This window comes from Hoeflea phototrophica DFL-43 (genome assembly GCF_000154705.2).
Classification (GTDB): Bacteria; Pseudomonadota; Alphaproteobacteria; order Rhizobiales; family Rhizobiaceae; genus Hoeflea; species Hoeflea phototrophica.
In genome coordinates this window covers 2,729,510-2,742,713 of the sequence record NZ_CM002917.1, presented here as the reverse complement: position 1 = coordinate 2,742,713, position 13,204 = coordinate 2,729,510, and the positions used below count along the sequence as shown (strand labels likewise).

The window sequence follows — 13,204 nt, the reverse complement described above, 5'->3', positions numbered from 1 at the left end:
GAAACCGGCAGTCCGGGGCGACACAGCGTTATGACGCTGCATTCTCAAAACAATGCTTGAAAAATGTCTCGGTTTGATGACGTGTGCGCGAATATTGCGCCGCGCCGGTCGACCGGGCATGGCGCTCGCCAGTCTGGAAGGAAATCAAGCCCAATGCCACCTTTGGAAGAGTTGATCTGGTTTGCCGTCGCACTGACCGCTGCCGGGGCCCTGGCCGGCTTTCTTGCCGGCCTTTTCGGCATTGGTGGCGGTGCGATTCTTGTGCCGGTGTTCTATCAGGTTTTCGGGTTGCTGGGTGTTGATGAGGCGGTGCGGATGCATCTGGCGATCGGAACGTCGCTTGCGATCATCGTTCCAACCTCCATCCGTTCACTCCTGTCGCACAAGCTGCGCGGCTCCGTTGATCTCGAGCTTTTGAAGAGTTGGATTGTCCCGGTGCCGCTGGGTGTCGTTGCGGCGTCTCTGATCGCTGCGTCGGTATCAAGCGGTGGCCTGCGCGCCATTTTTGCCATTATCTCCGTAATCGTCGGAATTCGCATGTTGTTGAACAGAGAGAGCTGGCGGCTCGGTGCGGATCTTCCGCCAAACCCGATGCGCGCCGCTGTCGGCGTGGTGCTCGGGCTCTTGTCGGCTTTGATGGGAATTGGCGGCGGGGTCCTCAACAACACCTTCATGACGCTGTTCGGCCGCCCTGTGCACCAGGCGGTGGCCACCTCGGCCGGTGTCGGCGTGCTGATTTCGATACCGGGTCTGTTCGGCTATGTCTGGGCTGGCTTGGGCGCGTCCGGCCTGCCGCCATTTTCCACAGGCTATGTCAATTGGATCGCGGTGGCGCTGATCATTCCGATCACGCTGCTGATTGCCCCGCTCGGTGTCAGGCTTGCCCATTCTCTCGACAAGCGGCAGCTGGAAGTCGGCTTCGGTATCTTCATCCTGCTGGTTGCGGCTCGGTTTTTCTACAGTCTGATCTGAGATGTGGCCTTGCCACCTGACAGGCTTCTGAATCTGTTTTCAGTCAATCCCGCAAGATGACTTCGCCTTTTCGCATTTCAAAGGCGGTCAGGCTTGAGATGAAGTTCATACCCAGCAGGCTTTGGTCCAGTTTGCCGGGTTCGGCGACCATGGCGCGAAGCCCGGTCCGGCTGATCGAACCGATGGTGACGCTTTCAATGCGCACGGGTGCGGCGCGGGCCTGGCCGTTGGCGGTGTTGATGATGAGTGTGTAGTTGAGATCTCGATCACTGAAGCCAACGCGCAGCGCATCGGCGTGAGACAGGGCGATCGTGGTTGCGCCGGTGTCGATCAGGAAGTCGATCTGCGCTCCGTTGACCATGCCTGCTGCATCAAAATGTCCGTTGAGCGATTTGCGGATCGAAACCGCCTGGCCCTGGCTGTCGTTCAGCACCATCGGCCTGCCAGGAACGAGTTCGGCTGCCAGGTTGAGGGCGATCTGCTCGGCCTGGTCGCGATACAGCCATCCCGTGAGAAGTCCCAGAATGATCACGAGCCAGATCATGAGATTCTTGAACATCTCGCCCATGTCGCGGTGTGCGCCGATCACACCGGCACCAACCACTGCGCCAAACAGCCCGAGATAGACCAGGCTTGCAAAGTCGTCATTGGGAAGGCCGAAGCTCACGCCGGTTTCATGGTTGAAGATCAGAAGACCCAGAACCGCGGCGAGCAGGGTGAGAACGAAGGCCATCTGGCTCAGTCGACCTGGCGTTCGCGCGCCAAGCGCTGACGCCGGGTTTCGCGGCGTGGTTTGCGTTCCATTGTCTCAAGACGTGCTGGCAATTCCGCCATGACGCGGCTGCGGATCTCATCCGAGAAGACCATCCAGCTGCCGATTTCATCACGGCTGCGCCCGCATCCGAAGCAATAGCCGGTGGTCTCGTCGATCGAACAAACAAGGATGCAGGGCGACTGTATGGTCATCTTCTCTCGGGCCGGAACTTCGAAGTTGCGTGCCGCTTATATCGGGTGTTCAGAGCAAAAGGGCAAGGGTTGCAAGACCTGCGGTCTCGGTGATTTGCTGGGTGGCGCCGATGGTATCGCCGGTATATCCGCCAAGCCGGGCGCGGACAGCGCCGGTCCACTGCCAGGCTGTTGCAGCCAAAACGCCAAGGGCGATTGCGGCCACCACCGGTCCGGTCGCGAGGCTTGCGAGCAGCAGGAACAAGGCCCCGCCGATCAGAATTGCGCGTTTGGAGGTTGCGGAGTCCGGAGCGCCCACTGCCGCAGCAACGCCATCCGTGCGGGCCAGCGGAAGCGCGCTCCAGTGCCAGACCATCGCAGAGCGCGATACGGCCGCGATGGCCAGGAGCAACAAAAGCCCGCTCAGGCCGCCGGCCGCGGCCGTGATGATGGTCAACGCCACCGCGCGCAGCGCAAACGAGATCATCAAGGCCAGCACGCCATAAGCGCCGATACGGCTGTCCTTCATGATGGCGAGCATATGCTCGCGGCCACCGCGCGCACCAAAGGCGTCTGCCGAGTCGGCCAGGCCATCCTCATGTAGTGCGCCGGTGAGCCCGATCAGCAACATAAGCGTGAGCAGGGCAGTTATGGCGGCGTTCGCATTAAGCGCCATGAGACCCCAAACGAACAATCCGGGGCCCAATGCGACCAGCAGGCCGGCAACCGGAAACATGCCGGCTGCACGCGAGAGCGTGCCGTCGTGGTCCGTGAAATGGCGCGCGGGCATCGGCAGGCGGCTCAGGAAGCCTGCTGCCCTTGCAACGTCGTCAATGTAGTCTCCAAACTGCATTCATGCCTCGTTTTGGTTCGCTGCGACATCATGGGGCGCGAATATCATTGTCCTTGAGTGATTCGACAATTACACCGGCTCTGGCCGCGCGTCATGCGGCCATTGTTGATCAGGAGAAAATTGATGAGTGCCAGCGGATTGCCCTTTGATGACTTTCGTGAGCTCCTGCGCAATCTGCCCGGACCCGATACCGCTGCACTTGCGGCTGCGCGCGAGCGTGATGCACAGCTGACCAAGCCTGCCGGCGCGCTTGGCCGTCTTGAGGAAGTCGCATTCTGGCTGGCCGCTTGGTCCGGACGCGCGCCGGCGGTGAGCCGACCTCTGGTGGCGATTTTTGCGGGCAACCACGGCGTGACCGAAAAGGGCGTGACCCCGTTTCCGTCCTCTGTCACCGCGCAGATGGTGGAAAACTTTGCGGCAGGTGGTGCTGCGATCAACCAGATCTGTGTCGCCAATGATCTCGGTCTGAAGATCTTCGATCTGGCGCTTGAAGTGCCGACCGCGGATATCTCTGAAGAGGCTGCGATGGACGAGCGCACCTGTGCTGCGACCATGGCCTTCGGGATGGAAGCCATTGCCGGGGGCACGGATCTTTTGTGCATCGGCGAGATGGGTATCGGAAACACCACTATCGCTGCCGCCATCTTTTATGGCCTATATGGCGGCTCCGCTGCCGAATGGGTCGGCCCGGGCACCGGCTCGGAGGGCGACGTTCTTGCGCGCAAAATCGCTGCCGTAGAACAGGCCGTGGCGCTGCATAGGCCGCATCTTGATGATCCATTGGAGCTGCTCCGGCGGCTTGGCGGGCGCGAGATCGCTGCCATGGCGGGGGCGATCCTGGCGGCGCGGATGGAGCGGATTCCAGTGCTGATCGATGGCTATGTGGCGACCGCCGCAGCCGCCGTGCTCCATCAAGCCAATCCTCAGGCGCTCGATCATTGCCTGGTTGGTCACGTTTCGGCCGAGCCTGGTCACATGGCTGCGATCGGCAAGCTTGGCAAGACGCCGCTATTGGCGCTCGGCATGCGTTTGGGCGAGGGCACCGGTGCCGCGCTTGCGGCCGGGATTGTCAAGTCGGCAGCGGCCTGTCATTCGGGTATGGCGACCTTTGCCCAGGCCGGAGTTTCGGACAAGGCGTAAGCTCCAAACCGTATTTTCGAGCGAGCGTCTTGGATGGATGTCCGGGATGAGCGTCTGGGGATATCAGGCGAATGCGCGCTTCTTTTGGGTGGCGCGGGGCAGGCCTTCGACCGGGGCCATGCTTTCGAGAACGCGCTTGCGCGGCAGGATCGCGATGCCTTCCGTGCCTTCGCGCAGTTTCGATTTGAGCACGAATTCGCCACCATGCTTGGCCAAAATCGCCTGCACGATGGGAAGTCCCAGGCCGGTGCCCTGTTCTGCACTCTTGATTGCGACCGAACCCTGTCCAAAGGCCGAGAGCACCACCGGAATTTCCTCCTCGGCGATGCCGGGTCCATTGTCCTTGATGGCGATGTATTGGCCGCCGCCAGCGGTCCAGCCGAGCTTGACCCTGATTTCCCCGCCGGACGGGGTGAACTTGACCGCATTCGAGAGCAGATTGAGGACCACCTGACGGATCGATTTTTCATCGGCCCAAACCATAGGCAGGTCTTCTTCGAAGGCTTCATTGATGGTGATGCTCTTGCTGCGGGCCTTGAGCTGGATCAGACCGATGCAATCCTGGGCGATGTCGGACAATGCCAATGCACTCTCGTTGAGATCGTAGCGCCCGGCCTCAATCCGCGAGAGATCGAGGATCTCGTTGATCAGATTGAGCAGATGCTGCCCGGAACGGTGGATGTCGCCAACATATTCCTTGTAGCTCTCATTGCCCACGGGTCCTAGAACCTCTCCGCTCATCACCTCAGAGAACCCCAAAATCGCATTGAGTGGTGTCCTGAGTTCATGGCTCATGGATGCGAGAAACCGGGATTTCGCAAGGTTGGATTCCTCGGCGCGGCGCCGCGCTTCGTCGGAAACCGATTTCGCCACCTCCAGTTCGGCGATGAGGTCATCCTTCTCGGTCTGGAAGCCCAACATCTTCAGGTTTGTGTTGCGAAGGCGCTGCGACATGAAAATGAACAGCAGCGAAGAGGCGCAAATCATCGCAAGCGTTGAAAAATCGTTTAAGTCGCGGCTGATTCCGGTTCTGAGCGCCAGTGCAATGACCACGGGACACACAACCAGATAGATTGCGAAGCGCAGCGCAAAGGTCGCCATCGCTGTCGCGGCCAAGGCAATCAGCAGGACTGCAGCTTTGTAGAAGGTGAAGGTGTCGCCCTGGCAGCTTGTGCAGTCCTGATAAGAGAACACCGCCCAGCAAAGACCGATCAGGGCGTAAATCAGAAGGAAGCGGACTTGCCAGCGCGTGGCGGCGTTGTCATCACTTTGTGCCCGCGAGGTGCGCCGCGCAAAAAGCACCAGAAGGGCGTATGCCGTCATGATGCACAGGGCCCATGGCAACAGCCACACGGCCTGATCGAACCAAAGGCCGGCGACTGCGGTGAGCATGACAAGGACCGGTGCGGCTGCCGCGCCCTGCAAAACAGTGTTGATATGCAGCAGCACCATTTCGCGGTCAAAACCCGGCGGAATTTCCCGGCCATGCTGAAGCCGTTCGCGGGTTGTGCGCACGGTCTTGACCAGCGCAGCGTTCTTGTGCGCGCGCGAGCGATCGACAATGTTTTTGTCAGTCATGATCTGCGGTTGATGCACAAGGGAATCCGGATGGTTGTGGACAGTTCAAGAAAATAGGGGCCAAAGTTTAATAACCTGTTTGCAACATTTTCCATTTTCCTGGTTCCACAGCTGTGCGGTTGTCTTTTTGACAGCAGATTAAACTGCTTCAGGCAGATCAGATTGGACGCCGGAAGATCCGTCCCATACTGGCCGTGTTGGCTTGTTATGGTGCGGCGAGTCGGGCCATTGTTTCGGTATGATTTCTCGTTCCAGGTTCAAGATGCGCCGGCGCCCGCTTTGGCGCAGGATTCTCGATGGTTTGGCTGCCACAGCATTGATCGCTGTTGTCGCATTCGCCGCCGCTAAGCTTGAGCGATTTTCTGCCGAGGAGATCACCGGGCAGGTGAGGGTGGTGGACGGGGACAGTCTGGCGATTGGCGAACGGCGGCTCAGGCTCAAGGGCATCGACGCGCCGGAGCTCGAACAGCGCTGTCGCCGCGATGGCCTCGCATATTCCTGCGGCCTCGAAGCAGTGTCGCATCTGCGCGGGCTTATCGCCGGCAGTCAGGTAACGTGTCTGGGTGAGGGGATAGACCGCTATGGCCGCGATCTCGTGCGTTGCAGCGCCAACAGCCGGGATCTCAATCAGGCCATGGTTCGTGCGGGCCATGCGGTGGCATATGGCGACTATCTGCAGGATGAGACAGCTGCCCGCTCGGAACAGGTGGGGCTTTGGGCCGGAGAGTTTGACATGCCTCAACAGTGGCGGGCGGTCCACGGCGGCCTGGTTGAAAATCTGCATGGTGGCTGGACGGCCCTGCGCGCTTCGATCCGCCGCTTGACCGGGGTTTAACCCGGCGGACCGTGGTCTCGCTCTTGCCTGGAATTGGACGTGGCAACGCCGTGCCGTATGTGCACAATATGAGCGCGTCCGGCATTCCGGGTGAGTTTGCGGCTCTTAATTGCAAATTGAGGGAGAGAGATGAGATGAAGCTTTATGATGGGGGGCGGGCGCCAAATCCGCGGCGTGTGACTGTTTTTCTGGCCGAAAAAGGCATCGACATCGAGCGGGTTCCCGTCGACATGGGCAATCTGGGACACAAATCGGAAGAAGTGACGGGCCTCAATCCGCTGCAGCGTCTGCCGGTGCTGGTGCTTGATGACGGTACAGCGCTGTCGGAATCGGTGGCGATCTGCCGCTATCTCGAAGAGCTTTATCCCGAACCGCCACTGTTGGGCGTGGATGCGCGCGACCGCGCCATCGTGGAGATGTGGAACCGGCGGGTTGAGCTGCATTTCCTGGCTTCGGTCGCGGCAGCCTTCCGCCACACGCATCCGGCCATGAAGGAATGGGAAGTTCCGCAGGTGGCCGAATGGGGTGAGGCCAACCGGCCAAAGGCGCTCGCCTTTCTGGAGCTGCTGGACAAGGAGCTTGCAACGCGAGAATTCATCGCCGGGGATCGCTACACCATTGCCGACATCACAGCCATGATTGCTGTCGACTTCATGAAGCCCGCGCGGATCGACAAGCCCGAGCATCTTGAAAACCTGATGCGGTGGTATCAGGCGGTCTCGTCACGGCCCAGCGCGCAGGCTGTATGAACGGGGAGACGGGCAGGGCTGGCTGCGAAGACATCTCTGCCCTTGTGGCCGAGATTTCGGCTTGCACTGTGTGCCGGGACGCGCCGCTTGGCGGCCCCGCAAAGGCTTTGCCGCATGACCCGCGCCCGGTATGCGTTGCATCAGCTACGGCGCCGGTGCTGATCGCCGGGCAGGCGCCCGGCACACGGGTCCATGCAAGTGGCCGGCCTTTCACCGATCCGTCAGGCGACCGGCTGAGGCAGTGGCTGGGCGTTGACGAAGCGCAATTCTACAACCCGGCAAATTTCGCGATCGTGCCCATGGGGTTTTGTTTTCCTGGCCTTGACGCCAAGGGAGGTGATCTGCCGCCGCGACGTGAATGTGCGCCCGCCTGGCGTGACCGGTTGATGGCGTCCATGCCTCAGGTCCGGCTGATTCTGGCGATCGGGCAATATGCGCAGGCCTGGCATCTGGGGGGCATGCGCCGCAAAAGCCTCACACAAACTGTCGCAGATTGGCGCGTTATACTGGATGCAACCCGGTCGGATTGTGCGGTGCTGCCCTTGCCGCATCCCTCCTGGCGCAACAGCGGCTGGATCCGTAAGAACCCATGGTTCGAGGCCGAGCTGCTGCCTGAACTCAAGCGCAGGGTCTCGGCAGTGCTGTCGGAGGTTTAAGGGTAATTATCCTTCAATTACGCCATTGGGAGGAAAAAAATTCTTTGTGATGTGGCGAATTGCGCGATATCAGGAGATGTATTCCACATATTGGAGATATCGATGGACCGCCTCGACCGAAAAATCCTGCGCCTTTTGCAGGAAGATGCCACGCTTGCGGTGGCTGAAATCGCCAAGAAGGTGGGGCTGTCGACAACGCCGTGCTGGCGGCGCATCCAGAAGCTCGAGGAAGACGGGGTGATCACCCGCCGGGTTGCGCTGCTCAATCCGGCTGCGGTCAATGCCCGGGTGACGGTGTTTGTCTCGATCCGCACCAACTCGCACTCCAATGAATGGCTCAAGCGCTTCTCCGAGGTGATCAGCGAGTTCCCGGAGGTTGTCGAGTTCTACCGGATGAGCGGCGACATCGATTACCTGCTGCGTGTCGTGGTGCCTGACATTGCCGCCTATGACGCGTTCTACAAGCGGCTGATCGCCAAGATCGAGATCCGGGACGTCTCCTCGTCATTCGCCATGGAGCAGATCAAGTACACCACCGAGCTGCCGCTGGATTATGTTTCCCTTGCCAAGGAAAACGGCTGAGCCGGTTTTGAGACGGAATTCGCTTAGGGGCTTGTCCGACTTCATGTATAGTAAAAATTCTATATTGGAGGATCGGACATGAACCCGCTTTTTGCCACAATTGTCGCAACTGCAATGCTTGGCATGGCTTTCACCATCACGCCAGGCCGCGCCGCAGGCGATGACGTGATGACGGTTGAAACCGATGCAGCCTTCGCAGATGTCGCGACGGGCGTTGAAAACGCCATCGTCAATCGCGGCTACGCGATTGATTACCATGGTTTTATCGGAGACATGCTGAAGCGCACCGCTTCCGACGTGGAGGCTGGCAAGGCGCTCTACAAGGATGCGGAATTCTTCACCTTCTGCTCGGCCGTGGTCTCTCGCAAGGTCATGGAGGCCGACATCGGTGATATCGCCTATTGCCCCTATGTGGTCTTTGTCTATGAGGCGGAAGCCAATCCGGGCACGGTCGTGGTCGGGCATAGATTGTTGCCGGCAGGAGGTGAACGCGACCAGGTCAACGTCTTGCTTGGCGAGATTGTGACGTCTGCAGCCGAAGGCTTCTGACTGACATCGGATGCTACGCCCCTGAAGCCTGAAGTGCCGCGCATTCGATGGAGCGCGACATGCATGAGAGCCTTAACTCTCGCCCAGTATCCTTTGCCTGTTGGCAGCGGTCTTCTTCTGGCCAATCATGGCAATGCGCTTTGGATCGGACAGTTCCTTGAACGCATTCTTGCCGATCCAGCGTGCGGTCTTGTCGTCTGAGGTGGCGAGCCTTTCGGCCAGGGCCAGCGCCGGGCCGTGACACGTCAGGCTGCGTTTGCCGATCTGCCTGAGCGCCCAATTGACGGCCTTTTTGACGAAATTGCGCGGATCGGTGGCGTGGGCTTCGATCAGTGGCAGCAGGGCGATGAAATCTGCGTCGTCGCGTTTCTTCAGGTGCACTGCGCCCCAGGCGATCATGGCGAAGGCCGTGCGCCGGTTAAATTCGCGTTCATCGGCGGCGAATTCGGGCACAAGTGTTTCAAGATGGCCGGCGTCGACAAACAGGTCAGCTGCGTGGTCAACGATCTCCCAGGAGTTGAACTCTTCCGCCATCTGCCAGGCCTGCGACGGGCTGACCCGCATGGGCTCTTCTGTAAACAACGCGAGCAGCCGCGCCTCCCGCCAACCGGTTTGCCACAGTTCTTGAGCCCGCACGTGATTGCGTCCAAGGGTCCGGGCAAACGGCCTCAACATGGTATTGCCGACGCCAAACGCCTTTTGCGTACTGATCGCGAAGCGCGCCATGCCGGCCCGGTTTTCAGCCGAGCCGTGTTCTTCGAGCCAGGTCAGAATGTCGGTCACCGCAAACCCCGCATTTACGGGGGGCTTGCGAGCCTTCGTCTGACGTGTTGCCATACTATTTTTCCAGGCGCGCCAGCAACGCGGAGGTGTCCCAGCGGTTGCCGCCCATGGCCTGCACATCGGCGTAGAACTGGTCGACCAGTGCTGTTACCGGCAGGGTCGCGCCGTTGCGCTTGGCTTCATTGAGCACGATGTCGAGATCCTTGCGCATCCAGTCGATGGCGAAGCCATGTTCGTACTCGCCGGCATTCATGGTCTTGTGGCGGTTTTCCATCTGCCAGGAACCGGCGGCTCCCTTGGAGATCACCTCGACCACCTTCTCGATGTCGAGACCGGCCTTCTTGGCGAAATGAATGCCCTCGGAGAGGCCCTGAACCAGGCCTGCGATGCAGATCTGGTTGATCATCTTGGTCAGCTGCCCGCTGCCCACCGGGCCCATCAGGCCAACCATGCGGGCATAGGCGTCGATCACCGGCTGCGCCTTGGCGAAGGTTGCCTCGTCGCCGCCGACCATGACCGTGAGGACGCCGTTTTCCGCGCCTGCCTGACCGCCCGAGACCGGGGCGTCGAGAAAGCCGCAGCCCTTTTTTGCGCAGGCTTCGGCCAGTTCGCGCGCGACTTCGGCAGATGCGGTGGTGTTGTCGATCAGGATCGCACCCTCTTTCATGCCGTCAAGAGCGCCATTGGCGCCGAGCGTAACGGCGCGAAGGTCATCATCATTGCCCACGCAGGTGAAGACGAAATCTGCGCCTGTGGCAGCCTCTGATGGCAGGGCGCAGGCGGTGCCGCCAAATTCCGCGGCCCATTTCTCGGCCTTGGCCGTGGTGCGGTTGTAGACGCGCACATCATGGCCGCCCTTGGTCTTGAGGTAGCCTGCCATTGGGTAGCCCATTACACCCAGACCGATAAATGCTACTGTCGCCATTTCGCCTATCCTTTTGTCACAAATGCGCTTTACGCCTAACCTGCCGACACGTTACGTAAGGCAGTTCGCGTGTACTGGGGAGGGACATAAACCAATGATGCGCATCCTCAAAGGCCTTATCAAGCTCATTCTCGTCGTGACGCCCTTGTTGGTGATGGCAATTGGCGGTGGAATGCTGTGGTTGTCGCGCTCTCAGGCGCCTGTGGATGGCGAGATGCAGATTGCCGGTCTGAGCGCAGAGGTGAGCATTGCACGCGACGGCAATGGCGTTCCCCACATCAAGGCTGCGACGCGGGCCGATGTGGCCGCGGGGCTCGGATTCGTGCATGCGCAGGAGCGTCTGTGGCAGATGGAAGTCAGCCGCATGGCCGGGCAGGGGCGGCTTTCGGAGATGTTCGGTGCGGCCACCATCGACACCGATATCTGGCTCAGAACCATGGGCATCCATGAAGCCGCGGTTGCGTCACTTGCGGTGATGGATGAGGACACCATGGCAATGCTTGAGGGCTATGCGCGCGGCATCAATGCCTGGATGACGCGCAACCCGCAGGCCTTTTCCTCGAGGCTCCCGCCCGAATATGTGATTCTCGGCTACGAACCCGAACCCTGGTCGCCGGAGCATACGCTGACCGCGATCAAGATGATGTCGATCTCGCTCGCGGCCAATCTGGATGAGGAAGCATTGCGGCTCGGTTTTTACCGGATGGGATTCAGTGAAGCGGAGATGCTCGACCTCTTGCCCTATGTTGATGCGGACAATCCTCCGCCAATGCCCGATCTGCGGATACTTCTGGGGCTCGACAGCGGCGAAATCGGTGCAGATGTGACGACTGCCGCCGTGTCCCGGTTTGGCGAGGTCGAAGCACTGCTTGGCACCGGAGCCTCCAACAACTGGGTGCTTTCGGGGGAGCGTACCGCCTCGGGTCAGCCCATTGTCGCCAATGACCCGCATCTTCTGCTGTCAGCGCCCTCGATCTGGTATCTCGCCCATCTCGAAGTGACCAAAGAGTTCGACGAGCCGCGCCGGCTGATCGGGGTGTCGCTTCCGGGCACGCCCTATGTGCTTCTGGGGCGCGGCAATGACATCGCCTGGGGGTTCACCAACACGGCCACCGACGCACAGGATGTGTTTGTCGAACGCATCAATCCTGACAATCCGGATCAGTATCTTGCACCCACGGGCTGGGTTCAGTTCGGCCAGAAAGAGGAGACGATCAAGGTCAAGGGCGGCGATGCGCGCGTCTTTACGCGGCGCTGGACCCGCCATGGTCCGGTGCTGCCGGCCGGGTTCAAGCATTTTGACAAGCTGTTGCCTGAAAACACGGTTGCAGCACTGCAATGGACCGCTCTGGCGAATGATGACACGACGGCACTTGTCGGCCCGAGGCTCTATGCCATGCAGACGGTCGAGGATTTCCAGAACGGTTTTGACGCCTTTCTGACCCCGATGCAGTCCATGGTGGTGGCGGACCGTTCGGGCAATATCGGGTTTGTGGCGGCTGGCCGGGTCCCGCAACGCGATCCGGCCAACCGGCTTATGGGCAGGGCACCCGCGCCGGGCTGGAACGCGATCTACGACTGGCGTGGATATGCGCCCTATGCCGCATTGCCGCGCCAGACCAATCCCGAAAGCGGTGTGATCGCCACCGCCAACACCAAGATCGTCGGTCCGGATTATCCGTTGCACCTGACCTTTGACTGGGAGGAGGCCTACCGTCAGCAACGGATTGACAGCCTGTTGGCGGAGCCTGGCGAACTCCACAGCATGGCGGCGTCTCACCGGATGCAGGCTGATATCTATTCGCCCGCCTTTGCCGGGCTCAATCCGCGCATGCTGGCACTTCTCGATCAGTCGGCCTTGAGCGCTGAGGAGCAGGGCCTCGCCGCCCAGCTTGCAGACTGGGACGGCATGATGGCGCGCGAGCAGGCCGAGCCGTTGATTTTCATGGCCTGGCTGCGCGCGGCGATGATTGCCACTTTCGAGGACGATCTCGGGATCACTTTCAAGAACTGGATGCGGGCGCGCGGCAAGGTGATGGAGCGGCTCGTCGATGGCCAGACCGCGCGCAATTGGTGCGATGTAACGGACACCTCGGATGAAGAAAGCTGCAGCGAGATCTTCACCCGGTCCTTCTCTTCGGCAATTGCGGATCTGAAAACGCGCTATGGCGATGATGCCTCCAAATGGCGCTGGGGCACAGCACACTATGCCAAGGGCGGGCACCGGCCATTCGGCGAGGTGGGCCTGCTCAGGCGGTTCTTCAATGTCGAAGTGGAGAGCAGTGGCGGACCGTTCACGCTCGACCGCGGCTATACCCAATTTTACAATGACGACGATCCCTACGCCAACACCAATGCCTCGAGCTACCGCGGGATTTTCGATCTCAGTGATCTCGACCGCTCGACCTACATTCAGACCACCGGGCAATCGGGGAATGTGTTCTCCGGCCACTACAGCGACTTTGCCGGGCTTTGGGCCAATGTGCAGTCGATCGAAATTCCCTCAACTGGCGTCGAGGAGCCGGATGGTCTCTGGACGCTCAGTCCGGGGGAATGAGCCGAAGGGGTGTTGGGTAAGAGATGTTTGCAGGGTGCCGGTTCGCAGAATGAGCGGCTTGTTGCCTGTTGAAACCCCTG

14 protein-coding genes are annotated in these 13,204 nt (G+C 60.3%); 8 read left to right on the top strand and 6 right to left on the bottom strand.

Features of this window, described 5'->3' with window-relative positions:
* The first annotated feature begins 153 nt into the window (after positions 1 to 153).
* Positions 154 to 972, top strand: coding sequence for a sulfite exporter TauE/SafE family protein (locus tag HPDFL43_RS13045; protein ID WP_007197820.1), 819 nt, complete (start codon positions 154 to 156; stop codon positions 970 to 972).
* A 43-nt stretch (positions 973 to 1,015) separates the two neighbouring features.
* Here HPDFL43_RS13045 and HPDFL43_RS13040 read toward each other — a convergent pair whose 3' ends face one another.
* Genes HPDFL43_RS13040 through HPDFL43_RS13030 form a run of 3 tightly spaced genes read right to left on the bottom strand, consistent with a single transcriptional unit; the run spans position 1,016 to position 2,770 of the window.
* On the bottom strand, positions 1,016 to 1,705 hold the full coding sequence (locus HPDFL43_RS13040; protein WP_007197819.1) for a TIGR02281 family clan AA aspartic protease: 690 nt from the start codon (positions 1,703 to 1,705) through the stop codon (positions 1,016 to 1,018).
* A 5-nt stretch (positions 1,706 to 1,710) separates the two neighbouring features.
* Complete coding sequence (locus HPDFL43_RS13035; RefSeq protein ID WP_210165657.1) at positions 1,711 to 1,932, bottom strand: DUF1289 domain-containing protein; 222 nt, start codon at positions 1,930 to 1,932, stop codon at positions 1,711 to 1,713.
* Positions 1,933 to 1,987: 55 nt separating this feature from the next.
* Positions 1,988 to 2,770 (bottom strand): adenosylcobinamide-GDP ribazoletransferase, encoded by a 783-nt coding sequence (locus HPDFL43_RS13030; RefSeq protein WP_007197817.1) that lies wholly within the window; start codon positions 2,768 to 2,770, stop codon positions 1,988 to 1,990.
* Positions 2,771 to 2,893: 123 nt separating this feature from the next.
* Between HPDFL43_RS13030 and cobT the strand changes: the two genes are divergently transcribed.
* Complete coding sequence (gene cobT, locus HPDFL43_RS13025; RefSeq protein WP_007197816.1) at positions 2,894 to 3,910, top strand: nicotinate-nucleotide--dimethylbenzimidazole phosphoribosyltransferase; 1,017 nt, start codon at positions 2,894 to 2,896, stop codon at positions 3,908 to 3,910.
* A gap of 63 nt (positions 3,911 to 3,973) precedes the next feature.
* Here the strand turns inward: cobT and HPDFL43_RS13020 are convergent, their stop codons facing one another.
* Complete coding sequence (locus HPDFL43_RS13020) at positions 3,974 to 5,488, bottom strand: sensor histidine kinase (protein WP_040450184.1); 1,515 nt, start codon at positions 5,486 to 5,488, stop codon at positions 3,974 to 3,976.
* A 301-nt stretch (positions 5,489 to 5,789) separates the two neighbouring features.
* Between HPDFL43_RS13020 and HPDFL43_RS13015 the strand changes: the two genes are divergently transcribed.
* The 5 genes from HPDFL43_RS13015 (at position 5,790) to HPDFL43_RS12995 (ending at position 8,859) form a co-directional block, all read left to right on the top strand.
* Positions 5,790 to 6,323, top strand: a complete 534-nt coding sequence (locus HPDFL43_RS13015) for a thermonuclease family protein (protein WP_169743249.1) — start codon at positions 5,790 to 5,792, stop codon at positions 6,321 to 6,323.
* Positions 6,324 to 6,457: 134 nt separating this feature from the next.
* A complete protein-coding gene (locus HPDFL43_RS13010; protein WP_007197813.1) occupies positions 6,458 to 7,072 on the top strand; it encodes a glutathione S-transferase in 615 nt (204 codons plus the stop codon).
* Complete coding sequence (locus HPDFL43_RS13005; RefSeq protein ID WP_007197812.1) at positions 7,069 to 7,728, top strand: uracil-DNA glycosylase family protein; 660 nt, start codon at positions 7,069 to 7,071, stop codon at positions 7,726 to 7,728. The genes HPDFL43_RS13010 and HPDFL43_RS13005 overlap by 4 nt, the downstream gene beginning before the upstream one ends.
* A 102-nt stretch (positions 7,729 to 7,830) precedes the next feature.
* The gene (locus HPDFL43_RS13000; RefSeq protein WP_007197811.1) at positions 7,831 to 8,310 is read left to right on the top strand and encodes an Lrp/AsnC family transcriptional regulator; all 480 of its coding nucleotides are present in this window, start codon (positions 7,831 to 7,833) and stop codon (positions 8,308 to 8,310) included.
* A 78-nt stretch (positions 8,311 to 8,388) separates the two neighbouring features.
* Complete coding sequence (locus HPDFL43_RS12995; protein WP_007197810.1) at positions 8,389 to 8,859, top strand: hypothetical protein; 471 nt, start codon at positions 8,389 to 8,391, stop codon at positions 8,857 to 8,859.
* Positions 8,860 to 8,931: 72 nt separating this feature from the next.
* Here HPDFL43_RS12995 and HPDFL43_RS12990 read toward each other — a convergent pair whose 3' ends face one another.
* Both HPDFL43_RS12990 and HPDFL43_RS12985 read right to left on the bottom strand, forming a co-directional pair.
* Positions 8,932 to 9,696, bottom strand: coding sequence for a DNA alkylation repair protein (locus HPDFL43_RS12990; protein ID WP_052093196.1), 765 nt, complete (start codon positions 9,694 to 9,696; stop codon positions 8,932 to 8,934).
* A gap of 1 nt (position 9,697) precedes the next feature.
* On the bottom strand, positions 9,698 to 10,567 hold the full coding sequence (locus HPDFL43_RS12985) for an NAD(P)-dependent oxidoreductase (protein WP_007197808.1): 870 nt from the start codon (positions 10,565 to 10,567) through the stop codon (positions 9,698 to 9,700).
* A gap of 94 nt (positions 10,568 to 10,661) precedes the next feature.
* Here HPDFL43_RS12985 and HPDFL43_RS12980 point away from each other — a divergent pair, with 94 nt between their 5' ends.
* Positions 10,662 to 13,124 (top strand): penicillin acylase family protein, encoded by a 2,463-nt coding sequence (locus HPDFL43_RS12980; protein ID WP_007197807.1) that lies wholly within the window; start codon positions 10,662 to 10,664, stop codon positions 13,122 to 13,124.
* Positions 13,125 to 13,204: the final 80 nt, after the last annotated feature.

Coding starts and splice junctions, on each gene's coding strand:
- HPDFL43_RS13020 (WP_040450184.1), bottom strand. CDS start 5,488: ATGACTGACAAAAACATTGTCGATCGCTCGCGCGCGCACAAGAACGCT.
- HPDFL43_RS12980 (WP_007197807.1), top strand. CDS start 10,662: ATGATGCGCATCCTCAAAGGCCTTATCAAGCTCATTCTCGTCGTGACG.
- HPDFL43_RS12985 (WP_007197808.1), bottom strand. CDS start 10,567: ATGGCGACAGTAGCATTTATCGGTCTGGGTGTAATGGGCTACCCAATG.
- HPDFL43_RS13040 (WP_007197819.1), bottom strand. CDS start 1,705: ATGGCCTTCGTTCTCACCCTGCTCGCCGCGGTTCTGGGTCTTCTGATC.
- HPDFL43_RS13045 (WP_007197820.1), top strand. CDS start 154: ATGCCACCTTTGGAAGAGTTGATCTGGTTTGCCGTCGCACTGACCGCT.
- HPDFL43_RS12990 (WP_052093196.1), bottom strand. CDS start 9,696: ATGGCAACACGTCAGACGAAGGCTCGCAAGCCCCCCGTAAATGCGGGG.
- cobT (WP_007197816.1), top strand. CDS start 2,894: ATGAGTGCCAGCGGATTGCCCTTTGATGACTTTCGTGAGCTCCTGCGC.
- HPDFL43_RS13010 (WP_007197813.1), top strand. CDS start 6,458: ATGAAGCTTTATGATGGGGGGCGGGCGCCAAATCCGCGGCGTGTGACT.
- HPDFL43_RS13030 (WP_007197817.1), bottom strand. CDS start 2,770: ATGCAGTTTGGAGACTACATTGACGACGTTGCAAGGGCAGCAGGCTTC.
- HPDFL43_RS13000 (WP_007197811.1), top strand. CDS start 7,831: ATGGACCGCCTCGACCGAAAAATCCTGCGCCTTTTGCAGGAAGATGCC.
- HPDFL43_RS12995 (WP_007197810.1), top strand. CDS start 8,389: ATGAACCCGCTTTTTGCCACAATTGTCGCAACTGCAATGCTTGGCATG.
- HPDFL43_RS13005 (WP_007197812.1), top strand. CDS start 7,069: ATGAACGGGGAGACGGGCAGGGCTGGCTGCGAAGACATCTCTGCCCTT.